We start from the raw sequence: 18,616 nt of genomic DNA on the forward strand, positions 1-18,616 counted from the left end.
TGGCATAAAAAAACCCCGAACCAGTCGGGGTTTTTTATTGCCTGGCATCAGGCACGACGCTCGATCAATTAGAAAACGTTGATCGGGTAGTCGGCGAACAGACGGATTTCGTTACCGCCTACGTTGTAGTTGCTGGCGTTGTTGGAAACGCGCAGCCACGAGGCGCGAGCACGCAGGCTCAGGTCTTTGGCTGGGCCGCTCTGTACGACGTACTTGAACTGGTTCCAGATTTCACGCTCGGTGCCATCGCCACGGCCGGTGCCGTCGTCGATGTTGGTGCCACGCACGTAGGCAATGTTGTAGGTCAGGCCCGGTACGCCGAAGGTGGCGAAATCGATGCCGTAACCTGCTTGCCAGGAACGCTCGTCCTTGCCGTTGAAGTCAGACCAGTAGGAGTTGGCCAGCAAGATGGTATTGCCGCCGTCGCCGATGCCGCCAGCGTTGCGGTAGCCGCCGTACAGGTAGCCAGTGTCGCCGGTGCTGCGCTGGTGAGCGATGGTGAAGCTGTGCGCACCAACGGCCCAGGTCGCGCCCAGGCTCCAGATCTTGTTGTCACGCGCGTCCGCATCACCTTGGTTTTCCAGGGCGAAACTGCGATCAAGCTTGGTTTTGTAGCCGTTGAAGTCAAACGTCAGCGATTGCTTCTCTGGCAGGGCCAGCACGTAGTTGACGTTGACGTATTGCTTTTTCAGCACGTCCTGCATGTCGGAGGCATACAGGGCAGCCGACAGGCTTTCGGTGAATTTGTAGCTACCGCCGATGTAGTTGATGCTCTTCAAGCGGCCGCTGTCGCTGCCCTCGGCGCTCTTGCGAGCTTCCTTGGTGAAGTGACCGGCGTCCAGTTGCAGGCCGGCGATCTCTTTGGAAACAATCGAGGTGCCCTCATAGGTCTCCGAGAGCAAGCGCGAGTTATCGTATTGCAGGACCGGTACGGCCGGCATTTGCTGGCCGTATTTGATCACGGTGTTGGAGATACGCGCCTTGACGGCCGCGCCGCCTTTGGCCAGGTCGTTGGCGGCTTCACCGCTGTCACCTTGCTTGAAGAAGTCGATACCGCCAGCGCCGCTGCGGCCTTTACCACCGTCCAGGCGGATAGCGTATTGGCCAATCACGTCCACACCCACACCGACGGTGCCTTGGGTGAAGCCCGATTCGAACTTGCCGATGAAGCCTTGGCCCCATTCAGCTTTGTCCTGCTTGCCGTTTTTGTAGTCACGGCTGATGTAGGCGTTACGTGCGGCGATGTTCAGGTGGCTATCTTCAACAAACCCCTTGGATTGCTCCTGGTCGTTTGCCATTGCTGTCGATGCGCTCAAAATCCCCAGAGCGATCAGACTCATCCGTTGCTTCAACATATTCTTATATTCCTTATTACGGGTTGAGTACGCGCTGTGACACCAGGCTCCATGTTGCTATTTCTGGTGTCGACCTTTGCCGCAAAAAGAAAGCCCGCGGACGACTGAACTGCCGCGGGCCTTTTTTTATTGGAGTAAGTCATGGCGGTGAGCCACAGGCGTTGGGCGCAATCCTATGCGGGCGTTGAACTATGTGTCAATTTCGTGAATCGTCTGTATTTAGGCGATATTCGTCTAAGGGGCGAGCTAAAGCACTACGCTGAAAACGATTGAATGACCTACGGCACCGATAAAAAACACATCAAGTAACAAATCTGCCAGCGACACGACAGGGAATAGATAACACGCGCAAATGCAAAGCATTACCATTCGCGCAAATTTCCTGCCCAACTTGTTGGATACACCCCCATGCCCACCCCTTGCCTGACGCCCATCGCCCTTGGGCTCTCCATGCTGCTGTCTGCCGGTTTTGCCTGCGCGACTACGGTATTGCCCGAGACCTCGATCAATGCCGAAGCGGATGAAGACGACCCACGAGTCAAAGAGACCAACACCGCCACGCGCACCGCGACCTCCGTACGCTATGTGCCCCAGGCGATCGACTCGGTGAAAACCGACAACTTGCGGTCCTACGGCACCAACGACCTGGGCCAGGCGTTAAGCGGTATTCCCAACGTCAGCAGCGGCGCCGACACACGCTTCGACAGCCTGCGCATACGCGGTTTCGACGCCAGCAATGACTTCTATCTGGACGGCATTCGCGACGACAGCCAGTACGTGCGCGACCTGCACAACATCGAGCGTATCGAAGTGCTCAAGGGCCCGGCCGCCGTGCTGTACGGGCGAGGTGGCCAGGGCGGTATCGTCAACCGCGTAAGCAAATTGCCCACGCCGGGCCATAAGTCGAGCATCGAAGCCCAAGGCGGCAGCAATGATTTGCGCAGCCTGTATGCCGACCTGAGCACCGATCCGACTGACACCATCAGTCTGCGCCTGAACATGGGCAACCAGGACAACAACAGCTTTCGCGATGGCGTCAGCGGCAACCGCCAGTTGTTTGCGCCGTCGATGAGCTGGCAGCTCACGCCCGACCTGAACTGGCTGGTGCAATACGAATACAGCCGCTACAACCGCACGCCGGACCGCGGCATTCCCGGGGTCAACGGGCGCCCGGCGGATGTGAGCCGCAGCACCACTTATTTCGATCAAGGCGACTACATCGACGATAAATCCCAGTCACTGCGCTCCAAGCTCGCCTACGAGCTCAACGCCAACTGGCAACTGCGCCACACCCTCGGTGTGTTCAAGCTCGACAGCGATTTCGACAACACCTACCAGACCGGCTACGACGCGAAAACCAACAGCGTCAGCCGCCAACACTGGCAGCAAGACCTGACCACCCGCAATGTTTTCAACAACCTTGAGCTGGAGGGTGGTTTCGACACATTTGGCCTGGAGCATCGCCTGCTCACCGGTATCGAGCTGGGCAGCCAGCGCCGCGATCCGAAGCTGTACTCGGCTCGGGATGCCAGGACGGTCCCCAGCCTGGGCCTCAACCAACCCAATCGCCGCCTGAGCCACACAGGGAGCATGCGACTGTCGAGTTACAACCACACTGAAGTCGAAAGCAGCGCGCTGTACGTGCAGGATCAACTGCGCCTGAACGACCAGTGGCAACTTTTGGGCGGGCTGCGTTACGACCGCTTTGAAGTGGACACCACCAGCAAGGTGCTCAACACCCAGGAGAACGTGAAGAGCCACAGCACCAGCCCGCGCGTCGGCCTGGTGTGGACGCCGCTGGAGCATCATTCGTTCTATGCCTCGTGGAGCAAGACCTTCTCGCCAGCGGGCGGCGGCCTGATCGGTATCACGCCGAACGCCGCCGGGAACGTCAACGACCTTAGCCCGGAGCTGACCAAGCAGAAGGAAATCGGCGTGAAGAGCGACTGGTTCGACGACCGCCTGAGCACCACGCTCGCCGTGTACGAGCTGGAACTCTACAACCGCCGCACCAGCGACCCGCTGGACCGCACCATCACCCTGCTCACCGGCGAGCAACGCTCACGCGGCGTGGAGCTGACGGCTACCGGCAAGATCATCGACAACTGGTACGTACGCGGCGGTGTAGGCCTGCAGGACGCCAAGGTGGAGAAGGACAACAACGGCTTTGAAGGCAAACGTATCAGCGACGTGGCCAAGCGCAATGCCAGCGTGTTCATCACCTGGAAACCGGAAATGGGCTGGTACGCCGAAACCGGTTTGACCCTGGTGGGTGATCGCTACGCCGACAGCCTCAACACCGTGGTACTGCCGGGATACGGGCGCTGGGACGCGCTGGCCGGGTTCCGTCAGAAAGAGTGGGACGTGAGGGCGGCGCTGAACAATATTGCCGACAAAAATTACTACGCCTCGGCGACCAGTGCGGCGCAGATTCAACCAGGGGAGCCGCGTAGCCTGGTGGTCACCGGTACCTACAGTTTCTAATATTTCATCTGGCACACTGACTGCAGTGTGCCTTCACTTACTCATCAACTCGCATAACGCCTGCACTTCATCCTCCGTGAACAACCCCACCGGGTAGCGTTCTCTCATCACCCTGCGCAAGTCAGGCACCTGCCTGACCTGGCGCGAGCGGTTTGCCTTCAACCACAGCGCCAACGCATGGATCGCATCGCCGTTGACTCGCAAGGGGTGAAACGTGCGCATGTTCATCAGGTGGATATCGGCATTCATTTCAGCGCTCTCTCCTGCTGCGTGAGCGGCTAACTTACTCAAGGTTTGTGACAGAACTGCGCAGTCATCGCACAGATTCACTGTGCCGACAGCGATACAAGAGCTATGCCAATGTGCCGTTCGCCTTGGCATTCAGATACAAAAAAGCCCGCGACCTGGCTGGGTCGCGGGCTTGGCTGGAGCACTGCGGTTACGCAGCGCACACGCGCCCTCAAAGCACCGTTACAACTGCACTCAATTTCTGTGCGGTGCGGGCTGCTGTTGGGTCAGGCAATGAATATTGCCTCCCCCCAGTAACAGTTCGCGACCCGGCACCATCACCACTTCATGCTGCGGGAATAGGCTCTGCAGGATTTGTTTGGCCTGGTGGTCCAGCGGGTCATCGAAACTCGGCGCGATGATGCCGCCGTTGACGATCAGGAAGTTGACGTAGGACCCGGCCAACCGCACGCTCGGGTTACGTTCCTGGCTGCCGTCCACCGGGTCGACACCGGCGCATTCTTCCTCGGTGGCATACAGCGGTCCCGGGATCGGCATTTTATGCACGATGAACGCGCGCCCCTTGGCGTCGGTGCTGTTTTGCAGCACATCCATGGCTGCGTGGCAGCGCGAGTAGTTCGGATCTTGCGGGTCATCGGTCCAGGCCAGCAACACTTCGCCCGGGCGCACATAGCAGCAGAAGTTATCCACATGGCCATCGGTTTCGTCGTTGAACAGGCCATCCGGCAACCAGATGATCTTATCCACCGCGAGGTGATCAGCCAGTACAGCTTCAATGGCGGCACGATCCAGGTGCGGGTTGCGATTGCGGTTCAACAGGCACTCTTCGGTGGTGATCAGGGTGCCTTCGCCATCCACATGGATCGAACCCCCTTCAAGCACGAAGCCTTGGGTGCGATAGCGCGGCGCGCGCTCGATCTCGAGGATCTTGCCGCCTACCTGGGAGTCACGGTTCCACGGTGCATACAGGCCACCGTCAAAACCACCCCAGGCATTGAAATCCCAATTCACGCCCCGCACCTCGCCGCTGTCGTTGATCACGAACGTGGGGCCCGTATCGCGGACCCAGGCATCGTCGGAAGACATTTCCACCAAGCGAATATTGGGTACATCCAGGCGTGCACGGGCGTTCTCGTACTGGCCGGCGGAAACCGCAACGGTCACGGGCTCAAAGCGGGCGATGGCCTTGGCCACAGCCACGTGGGCGGCCTGCGCAGGCTTGCCGCCCAGACGCCAGTTGTCGGGGCGCTCGGGCCAGATCATCCAGGTTTGGGTCTGTGGCGCCCATTCGGCAGGCATATGGAAGCCATCGGCGCGAGGTGTGCTGTGCAGGGTGGTCATGGCGTTCAAAACTCCGAATGGGGTGAAGACCGACTTGATATGGATAAAAATCGGCTTTGGAAGCACTTAACGATTATAGATCCCGAATATTACACAAAATAGCCGATAACAATCGATCTATCACAGCTGCTCATCCAGTACTTTCGACAACATGTCGACAAAGAAGTCCACGCTTTGCCGGGTGGTCACCATCGGCGGTTTGATCTTGAGAATATTCAGGTAGTCACCCGTAGGCTGCATGAAAATCCCCAATTCCCGAAGACGATCACATAACAGCGCCGTCTCTTGCGTCGCTGGTTCCAGGGTGTGTCGGTCACGCACCAGTTCCAGGCCCAGATAGAAGCCCGAACCGTGTACCGCTCCGACCAGCGGATGGCGGTCGATCAGCGCTTGCAGCCGAGCCTTGAAATGCCCGCCAACCACCTGGGCGTTTTCCCAGAGTTTCTCTTCTTCCATCACGTCCAGCACCGCCATGCCGATTTGACAACTGACCGGGCTGCCCCCCGATGACGAGAAGAAATACCCTTCGGCCTCCAGCGCCTCGGCAATTTCTCGACGGGTGATCACCGCCCCCAAAGGCTGGCCGTTGCCCATGCCTTTGGCCATGGTGATGATGTCGGGCACCACGCCCTGCTCTTCAAAGCCCCAGAAGAAGTGGCCCATGCGGCCGTAACCTACCTGCACCTCATCGGCGATGCACACGCCCCCCTGGGCACGGACCAAGCCATACACCTGCTGTAAATAACCCGGCGGCAGAGAGATGCCCCCGGCATTGCCGTATACCGGCTCACAGATAAATCCGGCCAATTGGCGCTGGCTTGCGGCAATTTTCGCCAGGTTGTGTTCCACGCTTCGCACGTAGTCCGGTGCGCTGTCCGGCCCGCGGAATTCGCCGCGGTAGGTATTGGGTGCTGTCACCGGGTGCACCCAGTCCGGGCGGCTGCTCAATGCCTGGGGGTTATCGGCAATTGATGTGGACACGGCGTCTGCCGCCACTGACCAACCGTGGTACGCCTCCAGCACGCTGAGCATGTCGCGCCCACCGCTGTAGGCCCAGGCCAGGCGAATCGCCAGGTCATTGGCTTCGGTGCCGCTGTTGACCAGGAACACGCGGTCCATGCCCTTGGGCGCCAGCGCCAGCAACCGTTCGGAAAACTCGGCAATCGCAGCATAGTGAAACCGCGAGTTGGTGTTGAGCAGTGACCACTGCCGCGCTGCCACCGCGGCCATGCGCGGGTGACCATGGCCCAGCACGGCTACGTTGTTGAGCATGTCCAGGTAGGATCGGCCCTGCATGTCGATCAGGTGGTTGCGCCAGCCCCGCTCGATACGTGGCGGGTCCACGTAGTAATGCTTCTGGGAGCGGGCGAAGCTGGCATCACGCCGGGCCAGCAGAGCCTGCGGGTCCAGTTCCGGCTCGGCATCGCAGGCCAGCCCCAACAGCGCCGCCGGTGACGGGCACAACGCCTGCCAGGCCGAGGCTCGGGAGGGCGTACAGAACAGTGGCGGTTCAAGGTCGGCGCTGCATAACTGCACAGTCAACGGCGCGTGAACCTCCCCCATTACTTGCCCTTTCACCACCAACGCTCCAGGCGTGAGTGACGTTTTTAAGCCCCACACACGCAGGCTCAGCCTAGGGTCGTGCAAGCACAGCAAGCCATCGGCGCCTTCACGCAGCGTGCCTGCAAAGGGGGCTTGCAGCACGCTGCCGTGGGGCAGGTGCAGTTCGACATGGAGGGGCAAGGTCTGCGGCTCTACCGCGCTGTCGGCACAGGTACGCGACAAGCGGTATTGCCCATACCGGCTGGCCGCCAGCCCATGTACTGCCGCTGCTTCAGCCAGCAACCGCCGATCTATTCCCGGGGTTTCCCAATTACCGGCCTCCCAATGCGGGCTGAGTACGCCCAGGTCGATCAGCGCGAACTCGCGGCCCACCAGGCCCGGCAACAAGGGTGCAAAGTCATGGCTGGCAACCGGTGGCAACGTCTCGCCAACGCCAGTGAGAATCGCCGCTTGCATCAGCGCAAACGGCACCGCCGTCGCAACATGGAAAATTTCCCACTCGTGCTCAGCGTTTTTCTTTAAATACGTGTTATCCGGGTCCAGGCGTTGCTGCTGTTCACTGCTGAGCACCAGCACCGCCGCGCGTGCGACGATCAGCGGCCACAACACTTCCAGCTCTTCGCGCTGTAACGGCATCACCGCGTGACAGGCCTGGATTGCCGGCAGAATCGCAAACGGGTCACCGTGAGCGTGGTGCAACAGGGACGCGCAGGTTACCGACAGGTCAGCAATCCGCCAGGTGTGCACCAAATCGCCGAAATCAATCACGCCGTGGATACGCCAGCGCCGCTGGGCATCACGCTGGCACACCACATTGTCATCGGTGATGTCCAGATGTACCGCTTGCCACGGCAGGCGTGGTGCCAACGGTTGGACATACGCCTCGACCTGCGTGGCTACGTGCTCCAATACGGCGCGTTGCGGCAGGTCAGGCAAGGTTGCCAGCAGATGAGTGATCAACGCCTGCGCATGGCGCGGATCCCATTGCAGGGTGCGCGCAAGGCCCGGATGCTCGAAACCTTGCAGCGCGAGGCTCATCTGTGCGCACAGCTCACCGAAGCCTGCGATCACATCGCGGCCCAGGTGCGGTAAATGCGTGAGGGGCTGGCCGTCGATGTACTCCAGTAGCCGCAGGTGCAGGGTGTGCCCGTCGACGCTTACCGTCAGCAGCTCATTACCATCCAACGCTTGAATCACCTTGGGCACGCGCAGATGGACATGTGCTTGCAGACTATTGAGGGCCGCGTGTTGGGCCTCGAGTTCAACGGCGGCGTAGTCACCGCGGCAGATTTTGAGAACAAAACGGCCCTGGGCGTTGTCAATCTTGTAGTTGAGGTCTTGTTGACTGCCCAACGCTTGCAGCACACCGCTCATCCCATAATGCCGCTCGAGCAGGCTTGCCGCCTGGTCGGGGCTTACTTGTGGGCAAGGTAAACTGGCGCGGTGGGTCAATGTGGCTAACGACATTGTGACGACCTTTGTTTTTTCAGACGTCTATATCGCCATTGTTCCGGGTCACAAGGCAACCCCCAGTAAACGCCGGACTTGCACCACCCGGCCCACACAACTCAAGCTATGCTTCATTCGCTTAATGTCCATCTAAGGAAAGGGCCCTCCGATATGCGCATTCTCGTTACTGGCGGCGCTGGCTTTATCGGCTCAGCCCTGATCCGCTATTTGATTCAAGATACCGAACATGAAGTGCTCAATCTGGACAAGCTCACCTATGCCGGCAACCTTGAATCGCTGACCAGCATCGCGTCCAACAGCCGCTATGAGTTTGTCCAGGCCGATATCATCGACCAGTCCGCCGTCAGCGCCGTACTCGCACGCTTTGAACCTGATGCGATCATGCACTTGGCGGCCGAATCCCACGTTGACCGCTCCATTGACGGTCCGTCGGATTTTATCCAGACCAACATCGTCGGCACCTACAGCCTGCTGGAAGCCACACGGGCTTACTGGCAGAAGCTGGCAGAACCGGCCAAAAGCGCGTTCCGCTTCCACCACATTTCCACTGACGAAGTGTATGGCGACCTGCACGGCGTAGACGACCTCTTCACCGAAACCACGCCTTACGCGCCCAGCTCTCCCTACTCCGCGAGCAAGGCGGCATCCGACCACCTGGTACGCGCCTGGCAGCGTACATACGGCCTGCCGATACTGCTGACCAATTGCTCGAACAACTACGGGCCATTCCACTTCCCCGAAAAATTGATCCCGCTGGTTATTCTCAACGCCTTGGCGGGCAAGCCACTGCCTGTCTACGGCGACGGTTTGCAGGTACGTGACTGGCTGTTCGTCGAGGATCATGCCCGTGCACTGCTCAAAGTGGTCACCACTGGGGTGGTGGGCGAGACCTACAACATCGGTGGTCATAACGAGCAGAAGAACATCGACGTGGTACGTGGCATTTGCGGCCTGCTGGAAGAGCTGGCGCCGCAGCGCCCCGCCGGCGTGGAAAAATTCACTGACCTGATCACCTTCGTCAAGGATCGCCCTGGCCACGACCAGCGCTACGCCATCGACGCCAGCAAGATCGAACGCGAACTGGGCTGGGTCCCGGAAGAAACCTTTGAGACAGGACTGCGCAAAACCGTGCAGTGGTACCTCGATAACCTGGAATGGTGCCGCAGGGTCCAGGACGGTAGTTATCAGGGCGAACGATTGGGCAACACCGACTTGAAGGATCTAATCGCATGATGAAGGGCATCGTATTGGCTGGCGGCTCCGGCACCCGCTTGCACCCCATTACTCTGGGAGTGTCCAAACAGCTGTTGCCGGTGTACGACAAACCCATGATCTACTACCCGATATCCGTGCTGATGCTTGCCGGGATCAAGGACATCCTGGTGATCTCCACGCCGGTAGACTTGCCACAGTACCGAAACCTGCTGGGAGATGGCAGCCAGTTTGGCGTGCATTTCACCTATGCCGAACAGCCGTCTCCAGACGGGTTGGCTCAAGCATTTATCATTGGCGAAGAGTTCATCGGTGATGACGCCGTGTGCCTGATTCTGGGGGACAACATCTTCCACGGCCAACATTTTAGTGATCAATTACGCACTGCAGCCGAGCGTTCATCGGGCGCTACGGTATTCGGCTACTGGGTAAAAGACCCGGAGCGCTTCGGTGTGATTGATTTCGATAAAGAGGGCCGCGCCCTGTCCATCGAAGAAAAACCGGCGAAGCCCAAGTCACCCTATGCCGTCACCGGCCTGTATTTCTACGATAACGACGTGATCAAGATCGCCAAGGCCGTCAAGCCTTCGCCGCGCGGCGAGTTGGAAATCACCGACGTCAACAACGCCTATCTTCAGCGCGGCGACCTGCATGTAGAACGCTTCGGTCGCGGTTTTGCCTGGCTCGACACCGGCACCCATGACAGCCTGCTGGAGGCCTCGACTTACGTGCAGACCATCGAGCACCGCCAGGGCTTGAAAGTGGCTTGCCTGGAAGAGATCGCCTACGAAAACGGCTGGATCGACCGCGACTATCTGCTGGAACGCGCCAAATACTTCGGCAAGACCGGCTATGGCCAGTACCTGTATTCCCTCGCCGGAGAGACCCAGTGAACGTAGTTGAAACCACACTACCCGGCGTGCTGATCCTTGAGCCAAAGGTATTCGGTGACGAGCGCGGTTTCTTCTACGAAAGCTTCAACGCCCGCGCTTTTGAAGCAGCTACCGGGCTCAAGCGTGATTTTGTGCAGGACAACCACTCGCGCTCGCAAAAAGGCGTACTGCGGGGCTTGCACTATCAGCTTGAGCACACTCAAGGCAAGCTGGTGCGTGTCACTCACGGCGAAGTGCTGGATGTAGCCGTCGACATCCGTCGCAGCTCCCCAAACTTCGGACACTGGGTGGGTGTACGCCTGTCGGCACAGAACCATCGTCAATTGTGGGTGCCGGAAGGTTTTGCGCATGGTTTCGTGGTGTTGAGCGACCACGCAGAGTTCCTGTACAAAACCACCGATTACTACCAGCCAAGCGCCGAGCGCAGCATTCTCTGGAATGACCCAACGCTGGCTATCGACTGGGAGCTGGTCGAGCCGCCGCAATTGTCTGCCAAAGACCAGGTCGGAAAACTGCTGATGGAAGCCGACCTGTTCCCATGAAAATATTAATCACCGGCCAACACGGCCAAGTCTCCCTGGAGCTGCAACAGCGGCTCCAGGGTCTTGGCGAACTCGTCATCCTGGGCCGCGACCAGCTTGACCTGGCCGACGCTGACCTCATCCGCCAACAGGTACGCGCCCACCGCCCTGGCCTGATCATCAACGCGGCAGCTCACACGGCCGTGGATCTGGCCGAGAGCGAACCGGACGCAGCCTTTGCGATCAACGCCATCGCCCCCGGCATCCTCGCCGAGGAAGCCAAGGCACTGGGCATCCCGCTGATTCATTACTCGACCGACTACGTGTTCGATGGCAGCAAACCTGCCCCTTACATCGAAAGCGACACACCCAACCCTTTGGGTGTCTATGGTCAGAGCAAACTGGCGGGTGAACAGGCGATTGCTGCCGTGGGTGGCGAACACCTGATCTTGCGCACCAGTTGGGTGTATTCGAGCCATGGCAAGAATTTCCTGCTGACCATGCAGCGCCTGCTGCAGGAAAAACCGCAGATGCGCATCGTCGCCGACCAGATCGGCGCGCCGACCTGGGCCGGGACCATCGCCAGCAGCACCCGCGCGCTGATTCAGCAGTGGCAGGCTGGCAAGGCCGGGGACTGGGGGGTTTACCACCTCACCGCACAAGGTGAGACCTCGTGGTTCGGCTTTGCCCAAGCCATTGGCGAGCAATTGCGGATCGAAGGCAAAGCCTGCGCCGAACTGGAGCCGATCCCTTCCAGTGCCTACCCCACCCCCGCCAAGCGCCCGCTGAACTCGCGCCTGGATTGCTCGCGTCTGCAACAGCAATGGCACGTCAGCCAGCCCCATTGGCAAGATGCATTGCACGAGTGTCTTGCCAAGCAGCACTAGGCATAATGCGCCTTTACCCACAGGCGCACACTCCCCATGACTCCACCCCTTCCGCGAAGACCCCGCTGGCGCAGCCTCGCCCTGCTGGCATTGTGCTTGGCACCGCTGCTGTGGCCGCTGGAGCATTTGGCCGAGCGCTACTACCGCAGCGAATTGGCCGGGCAAAACCGCCAGACTCTCGACCTGTATGTCGCCAACCTGTTGGGCACCTTGCATCGCTACGAAGTATTGCCGCAAATCCTCGGCGATTTGCCGGCCCTGCGCGTCGCCCTGGACGCACCTCACGTCAGTACCAACCTGGCCAATGCCAACCTGTTGCTCAAGGATGTCGCCGCCCAGGCGGGTGTGGAAGTGATGTACCTGATGGACACCACCGGCAAGACCCTTGCCGCTTCCAACTGGGACAAACAAGACAGCTTCGTCGGGCGCAATTTCTCCTTTCGCCCCTATTTCAGCGAAGCCATGGCCGGGCGCCTGGGTCGGTTTTTCGGCCTGGGCACCACCTCAGCCAAGCGCGGCTACTTCTTCGCCGCCGCGGTGCGTGACGGCGACACCATCATCGGCGTGCTGGTGGTCAAGGTCGACCTTGATCACACCGAAAGCCTGTGGGGCAATACCCCGGAACAACTGCTGGTCACCGACCACAACGGCGTGGTGATCCTCACCTCGCGCCCGCAATGGCGATTCCGCGCCACGCGGCCACTGACCGCCGAAGAGCGCCAGGCCATCATCGCCATACAGCCCTACCCCACCCGTGACCCGCAGCCGCTGAGCCTGAGCAGCAGCGCCTGGCTGCGCCAATCCACGGCCATCGCCGAAACCGGCTGGAATGTGGAAATCCTGGCGCCACGCTCGCTGATCAACCGTCCGGTGCGCACGGTTGTCGCCGTGGGCGGTGCCACGTTGTTGGTGCTGATGCTGTTGCTGGGATTGCTGATGCAGCGCCGTCGGCACTACCTGGAACGCATCGCTTTCGAAGCCAAGGCCCGCCGTGAGCTGGAAATGCGCGTGGCCGAGCGTACCAGCGACCTGGAGGGCCTGAACCGGCGCCTGAAACAGGAAGTGCTGGAACGCGAACACGCCCAGCAGGAACTGGTGCGCGCCCAGGACGACCTGGTCCAGGCCGGTAAACTCTCGGCCCTGGGCACCATGTCGGCGAGTATCAGCCATGAGCTGAACCAACCGCTGGCGGCGATTCGCAGCTATGCAGAAAACGCCGAAATCCTCCTCGACCATGAGCGCACCAGCGATGCCCGCGGCAACCTCAAACTGATCAGCGAGCTGACCGGGCGCATGGCCTCGATCATCGCCCATTTGCGTGCATTCGCTCGCCGTGATCGTCACGCACCGGAGAGCGTAGCCTTGCAACCGGCCCTGGACGACGCCCTGGCGTTGCTGGCCAAGCGGCGGCGCTCGATGGAAGTGGAATTGATCCGCGACCTGCCGGAGGCAACTCTGTGGGTGCAGGCCGGTGAAACCCGCCTGCGCCAGGTACTGGGTAACTTGCTGGCCAACGCCCTGGACGCCCTCACTGAAAAAGGCCCGCCGCGCAAACTCTGGCTGAGTGCCGAAACCACGCCCCAGGGCGTCAACCTGTACATTCGCGACAACGGCCCAGGCTTTTGCATGGAAGCCCTGGGCCGCGCCAGCGAGCCGTTCTACACCACCAAGACGCGCACCCAGGGCCTGGGCTTGGGCCTGGCAATCTGCGACACCCTGATGCGCGCTTTTGGTGGCGAACTGTTGTTCGCCAACCACAAGGAAGGCGGCGCGCTGTTAACCTTGAAATTGCGTGCCGGCTCGCCGGGCGTCAGTCTGCAACCGTCCGAGGACCGCAGTGTATGAGCATCGACAACCAGATTCAGGTGGTGTTGATCGACGACGATCCACACCTGCGTCAAGCCCTGTGCCAAACCCTGGACCTGGCCGGACTCAAAGTCCTGCCCCTGGGCGAAGCCACCGGCCTCACCGCACGCCTGTCCCGCGACTGGCCTGGAGTGGTGGTCAGCGACATCCGTATGCCCGGCATGGACGGCCTGGAGCTGCTGGCCGAACTGCATGGCCAGGACCCGGACCTGCCGGTGCTGCTGATCACCGGCCACGGCGACGTACCGTTGGCGGTGCAGGCCATGCGTGCCGGCGCGTATGACTTCCTCGAAAAACCCTTCGCCAGCGACGCACTGCTCGACAGCGTGCGCCGCGCCCTGGCCTTGCGTCGCCTGGTGCTGGACAACCGCAGCCTGCGCCTGGCTCTCAGCGATCGTCAGCAACTGAGCACGCGCCTGGTGGGGCACTCCCCGCAAATGTTGCGCCTGCGCGAGCAGATTGGCGCCTTGGCCGCGACCAAGGCCGATGTGCTGATCCTGGGCGAAACCGGTGCTGGCAAAGAAGTCGTCGCCCGCGCCCTGCATGATCTTTCAAGCCGCCGCAGTGGCCCATTTGTGGCGATCAACGCCGGGGCGCTGGCCGAATCGGTGGTAGAAAGCGAACTGTTCGGCCATGAGCCGGGGGCGTTCACCGGCGCGCAGAAACGCCGCATCGGCAAGTTCGAGTTCGCCAATGGCGGCACGCTGTTTCTCGATGAAATCGAAAGCATGAGCCTGGATGTGCAGGTCAAGTTGCTGCGCCTGTTGCAGGAGCGCGTGGTGGAGCGCTTGGGCGGCAATCAGCTGATTCCGCTGGATATCCGCATTATCGCCGCCACCAAGGAAGACCTGCGCCAAGCCGCTGACCAGGGCCGTTTCCGTGCCGACTTGTATTACCGCCTCAACGTCGCACCGCTACGCATCCCGCCTCTGCGCGAGCGCGGTGAAGATGCATTGATGCTGTTCCAGCACTTCGCCGACGAGGCCAGCAGCCGCCACGGCCTGCCCCTGCATGAGCTGCAACCGGGCCAACGCGCGCTATTATTGCGCCATAGCTGGCCGGGCAATGTGCGGGAACTGCAAAACGCCGCTGAGCGTTTCGCCCTGGGCCTGGAGTTGGCGCTCGATAGCGCCCAGGACAATCCCGCCGCCGGCGTGCTGACGTCCACGCCCGGCGGCTTGAGCGAGCAAGTCGAGCAGTTCGAAAAAAGCCTGATCGCCGCCGAACTCACCCGCCCTCACAGCTCCGTGCGCAGCCTCGCCGAAGCGTTGGGCGTGCCGCGCAAGACCTTGCACGACAAGTTGCGCAAACACGGTCTGAACTTCGCCGACAGCACCAGCCACAGCGCCGACGACGAATGAATCCGCCTACCACCAAGAGACCGCTATGAGCCGCGACAGCCGTTACCTGGAAGCCGTCCTTCACCACGACATTCCCCTCACCCGGGAGATGGGTCTCAAGGTGCTCGACTGGCGACACGACCAACTGCAGCTGTACCTGCCCTTGCAAGCCAATATCAACCACAAAAGCACCATGTTCGGTGGCAGCCTCTACTGTGGCGCCGTACTGGCAGGCTGGGGTTGGCTGCACCTGAAGCTGCGCGAAGCGGGGATAGAAGACGGTCATATCGTGATTCAGGAAGGGCAGATCAGCTATCCGCTGCCGGTGACGCAGGATGCGACGGCCATTTGCGCGGCGCCGGAAGAAAAAGTGTGGAAGCGTTTCCTGGCGACGTACAAGCGTTATGGACGCGCGCGGTTGGCGCTGCAGACATGGATTGTGAATGAAGGCAGTGAGGAGCGTGCAGTGGCCTTTACCGGCCAGTACGTCCTGCACCGCTAGCAGCCATTACATAAAATAAAAGTGGGAGCTGGCTTGCCTGCGATAGCGGTGGATCAGCCAATACCTGTATGACTGACACTCCGCCATCGCGGGCAAGCGATGCTCCCACATTTTGCTCTGCAGTGATCTTAAGATCTGGCCAGGGTCAACAGGCGCTCACGCCATGCAGCCTTGGCTGGCAGCGCCAGAAAGAACGGGTTCAATAGCGATTCCCGCGCCGGGTAGCTGAACGGCTGACCGTTCAACTCCAACACTTCACCTCCCGCGCCTTCCAGTACGCCCTGTGCCGCAGCGGTATCCCACTGTGAGGTCGGTGCCAGGCGCGGATAGCAGTCAGCACTGCCTTCGGCCAGCAGGCAAAACTTCAACGAGCTGCCGATATTCGCCAGCTTCAGCGCGCCCAAACCTTCGCTCAAGCCATCCAGCAGGCGTTCCTGCTCAGGGCTGGTATGCCGACGACTGGCGACCACAGTAAAGGCTTCGCCCACGGCCGGGGTCTGGCGTACCTGGATCTGCTTGGGTGCGGCCTTCACATCTGAACGCCATGCCCCAAGGCCCGCGCCACCGAAGTAGCAACGGCCAGTGGTCGGCATCGACACTACGCCGAACACCACGCGGCCCTGTTCGATCAAGGCAATATTGACAGTGAATTCTTCGCTGCCGGAAATGAATTCCTTGGTGCCATCCAATGGGTCCACCAGCCACCAGCGCTGCCACTGGGCACGCACGCTCAGATCGATATCGGCGTCTTCTTCGGAGAGTACCGGAATACTCGGATCGAGCGCGGTCAGGCCCGCGAGAATCAGATGGTGAGCGGCCAGATCGGCAGCCGTCACCGGCGAATCATCCGCTTTGGAGGTCACGGCTACATTGGCGCGCCAGTAGGGCAGGATAGCTTCGCCGGCCTGGCGGGCCAGCTCAATCACGGGGGCGATAAACGGGTGGCCTAAAAACAGTTCGCTCATGCGTTGAACGCTCCACGCTGGGTCAACAGATCGCGTACCAGGTACAGCGCGGCAAGCGCTCGGCCCTCGCTGAATTGCTCGTTTTGCGCAAGCGCAGAAAGCTCCCGCAGGTTGACCCTGTCCACGCGCATCGGCTCAGGCTCATCGCCCTCCAGGCGCTCTTCGTAAAGGTCGGTGGCCAGTACTACCTGAATTTTCTGGCTCATATAGCCCGGCGATAACGACAGCTCGGTGATGTGCTCCAACTGCCGTGCGCCATAGCCAGCCTCTTCCTTGAGCTCGCGGTCCGCCGCCGCCAGCACGTCCTCGCCGGGCTCGATCAAACCTTTGGGCAAGGACAATTCATATTCGTCAGTGCCACCGCAGTATTCTTCGACCAGCAATGCATGATCCTCGTCGATCATCGCCACAATCATCACCGCGCCGTAGCCCGCGCCGCGCCCCACCAGGCGCTCGTAGGTCCGTTCAACGCCATTGGAAAAGCGCAACTGCACTTCCTCCACGCGGAACAAACGGCTACTGGCGACTATTTCGCGGGCGAGGACGGTGGGTTTCTGGCGCATAAGCGGCTCCTTGGCGTGATCGGGTTACTATACCGTGGCTTTTCCGATTGTCTGTGTCGGATATCTTTACTTACATGAGAACGCACCATGCCCTCTTTGCCCTGGCACGCCATCGACACCGTCCTGCTGGACATGGACGGCACCCTGCTCGACCTGCATTACGACAACCATTTCTGGATGGAACATCTGCCCCACCGATACGCCGAACTGCACGGCGTGAGCCGGGCCATGGCCGAAATGGAGTTGCAGCCGTTGTTTGAGCGTAACGCCGGACAGTTGCAATGGTATTGCCTGGATTTCTGGAGCACTGAACTGGCGATCCCGGTGCGCGAACTCAAGTTGGAAACCGCCCACCTGATCGCCCTGCGCCCGGATGCCGATACTTTTCTGAAGGCGATCAAACAGGCCGGCAAGCGCGTGATCATGATCACCAACGCTCATCGTGATTCGCTGTCATTGAAGTTGGAACGCATTGAACTGGCGCCGTATTTCGAGCGATTGATCAGCTCCCATGACTACGGTTTTCCCAAGGAAAACCCACAGTTCTGGGAAGCGTTGCAAGCCGATATCCACTTTGACCCGGCCCGTAGTCTGTTTATCGATGACACCTTGCCGATCCTGCGCAGTGCCCGGGATTTCGGCGTGGGGCATTTGCTGGCAGTCAAAGAGCCTGATAGCAAGAAAGGCCCGAAGGACACCGCAGAGTTCGCGGCAGTAGAGGATTACCGCAATCTCATTGTCGGGCTCTGAACCCATGTGGGAGGGGGCTTGCTCCCGATGGCGGTGTATCAGCCAAGTATCAGGTGCTGAACCACCGCCATCGGGAGCAAGCCCCCTCCCACATTTTGTCCTGCGTATTACTCAGGGATACGCAGTGTCTGGCCTGGATAGATTTTGTCCGGGTGCGACAGCAGCGGCTTGTTAGCCTGGAAAATCTTGTCGTACTTATTCGCGTCGCCATAAACCGTTTTAGAGATTGCGCTGAGAGTGTCACCGCTTTTCACAACAACAAAGCGTGAAGCCACGACTACTGGACCAGTTACAGTGATCTGGTCGTCTACGCTTGCCACGCCAGCAATGTTACCCAGCGCCAAAAGGATCTTTTCTTTCTCTTCCTGGCTCGCCACTTCACCAGTCACAGTGACCTTGTCGCCATCCACCGTGGTCTGCACGTTTGGATTACCCAGGCCCACCTTGCTCACATGCTCCTTCAGCTGCTCACTCGCATTCGCATTACCCGGCGTCAACAGATCGATCAACTTCTCGCCAGCTTCCTTCACAAAACTTAAAAGACTCATGGTGCGCTCTCCTTGGGATTTAATTTCCAGATGCCCAAGACTAGACCAGTCCAGCAGACTTGGGTTCCAAACCGGCTAAAGACTCAAAAGTATCCAGATCCGCCGTC

16 protein-coding genes are annotated in these 18,616 nt (G+C 60.1%); 9 read left to right on the top strand and 7 right to left on the bottom strand.

The window, feature by feature from the left end:
* Positions 1–68 precede the first annotated feature (68 nt).
* Positions 69–1,355 carry an OprD family porin gene (locus E3O56_RS15235; protein ID WP_148853114.1) on the bottom strand — a complete coding sequence of 429 codons (1,287 nt, stop codon included), beginning with the start codon at positions 1,353–1,355 and terminating at the stop codon, positions 69–71.
* A gap of 408 nt (positions 1,356–1,763) precedes the next feature.
* Between E3O56_RS15235 and E3O56_RS15240 the strand changes: the two genes are divergently transcribed.
* The gene (locus E3O56_RS15240) at positions 1,764–3,839 is read left to right on the top strand and encodes a TonB-dependent siderophore receptor (RefSeq protein WP_248128491.1); all 2,076 of its coding nucleotides are present in this window, start codon (positions 1,764–1,766) and stop codon (positions 3,837–3,839) included.
* A 33-nt stretch (positions 3,840–3,872) separates the two neighbouring features.
* On the opposite strand, the gene E3O56_RS15245 is transcribed toward E3O56_RS15240, so the two are convergent.
* The 3 genes from E3O56_RS15245 to E3O56_RS15255 all read right to left on the bottom strand — a co-directional run bounded on the left by E3O56_RS15245 (position 3,873) and on the right by E3O56_RS15255 (position 8,459).
* The gene (locus tag E3O56_RS15245; RefSeq protein ID WP_248128492.1) at positions 3,873–4,088 is read right to left on the bottom strand and encodes a hypothetical protein; all 216 of its coding nucleotides are present in this window, start codon (positions 4,086–4,088) and stop codon (positions 3,873–3,875) included.
* A gap of 234 nt (positions 4,089–4,322) precedes the next feature.
* Entirely contained in the window at positions 4,323–5,429 is a 1,107-nt protein-coding gene (gene aguA, locus E3O56_RS15250) for an agmatine deiminase (protein WP_032878387.1), read from the bottom strand.
* Positions 5,430–5,549: 120 nt separating this feature from the next.
* Positions 5,550–8,459 (bottom strand): aminotransferase, encoded by a 2,910-nt coding sequence (locus tag E3O56_RS15255; RefSeq protein ID WP_248128493.1) that lies wholly within the window; start codon positions 8,457–8,459, stop codon positions 5,550–5,552.
* Between the two features lie 153 nt (positions 8,460–8,612).
* On the opposite strand from E3O56_RS15255, the gene rfbB reads away from it, so the two are divergent.
* From rfbB to E3O56_RS15290, 7 genes are read left to right on the top strand one after another with little or no spacing between them, the layout of a single operon-like run.
* The gene (rfbB, locus tag E3O56_RS15260) at positions 8,613–9,695 is read left to right on the top strand and encodes a dTDP-glucose 4,6-dehydratase (RefSeq protein WP_248128494.1); all 1,083 of its coding nucleotides are present in this window, start codon (positions 8,613–8,615) and stop codon (positions 9,693–9,695) included.
* The gene (gene rfbA / locus E3O56_RS15265; protein ID WP_005783860.1) at positions 9,692–10,567 is read left to right on the top strand and encodes a glucose-1-phosphate thymidylyltransferase RfbA; all 876 of its coding nucleotides are present in this window, start codon (positions 9,692–9,694) and stop codon (positions 10,565–10,567) included. Before rfbB ends, rfbA begins: the two co-directional genes overlap by 4 nt.
* Positions 10,564–11,109, top strand: a complete 546-nt coding sequence (gene rfbC / locus E3O56_RS15270) for a dTDP-4-dehydrorhamnose 3,5-epimerase (protein ID WP_032878390.1) — start codon at positions 10,564–10,566, stop codon at positions 11,107–11,109. Before rfbA ends, rfbC begins: the two co-directional genes overlap by 4 nt.
* Positions 11,106–11,975, top strand: a complete 870-nt coding sequence (gene rfbD, locus E3O56_RS15275) for a dTDP-4-dehydrorhamnose reductase (RefSeq protein WP_148853126.1) — start codon at positions 11,106–11,108, stop codon at positions 11,973–11,975. The genes rfbC and rfbD overlap by 4 nt, the downstream gene beginning before the upstream one ends.
* Before the next feature lie 36 nt (positions 11,976–12,011).
* The gene (locus E3O56_RS15280) at positions 12,012–13,820 is read left to right on the top strand and encodes an ATP-binding protein (protein WP_103733976.1); all 1,809 of its coding nucleotides are present in this window, start codon (positions 12,012–12,014) and stop codon (positions 13,818–13,820) included.
* Positions 13,817–15,202, top strand: coding sequence for a sigma-54 dependent transcriptional regulator (locus tag E3O56_RS15285; protein ID WP_032878393.1), 1,386 nt, complete (start codon positions 13,817–13,819; stop codon positions 15,200–15,202). The genes E3O56_RS15280 and E3O56_RS15285 overlap by 4 nt, the downstream gene beginning before the upstream one ends.
* Positions 15,203–15,227: 25 nt before the next feature.
* The gene (locus E3O56_RS15290) at positions 15,228–15,683 is read left to right on the top strand and encodes a thioesterase domain-containing protein (protein ID WP_103733977.1); all 456 of its coding nucleotides are present in this window, start codon (positions 15,228–15,230) and stop codon (positions 15,681–15,683) included.
* A gap of 128 nt (positions 15,684–15,811) precedes the next feature.
* Here E3O56_RS15290 and cysQ read toward each other — a convergent pair whose 3' ends face one another.
* Together cysQ and nudE are read right to left on the bottom strand one after the other, a co-directional pair.
* Complete coding sequence (gene cysQ / locus E3O56_RS15295) at positions 15,812–16,648, bottom strand: 3'(2'),5'-bisphosphate nucleotidase CysQ (protein ID WP_005783847.1); 837 nt, start codon at positions 16,646–16,648, stop codon at positions 15,812–15,814.
* Positions 16,645–17,211: an ADP compounds hydrolase NudE gene (gene nudE / locus E3O56_RS15300; protein WP_005783845.1), complete on the bottom strand. Its 567-nt coding sequence runs from the start codon at positions 17,209–17,211 to the stop codon at positions 16,645–16,647. Before nudE ends, cysQ begins: the two co-directional genes overlap by 4 nt.
* An 87-nt stretch (positions 17,212–17,298) precedes the next feature.
* Between nudE and yrfG the strand changes: the two genes are divergently transcribed.
* The gene (gene yrfG / locus E3O56_RS15305; RefSeq protein WP_103733979.1) at positions 17,299–17,961 is read left to right on the top strand and encodes a GMP/IMP nucleotidase; all 663 of its coding nucleotides are present in this window, start codon (positions 17,299–17,301) and stop codon (positions 17,959–17,961) included.
* A 107-nt stretch (positions 17,962–18,068) separates the two neighbouring features.
* Here the strand turns inward: yrfG and lysM are convergent, their stop codons facing one another.
* Positions 18,069–18,509, bottom strand: a complete 441-nt coding sequence (gene lysM / locus E3O56_RS15310) for a peptidoglycan-binding protein LysM (RefSeq protein ID WP_103733980.1) — start codon at positions 18,507–18,509, stop codon at positions 18,069–18,071.
* Between the last annotated feature and the right edge of the window lie 107 nt (positions 18,510–18,616).

It is taken from the genome of Pseudomonas sp. W2Aug9 (assembly GCF_023127755.1).
GTDB lineage: Bacteria > Pseudomonadota > Gammaproteobacteria > Pseudomonadales > Pseudomonadaceae > Aquipseudomonas > Aquipseudomonas synxantha_A.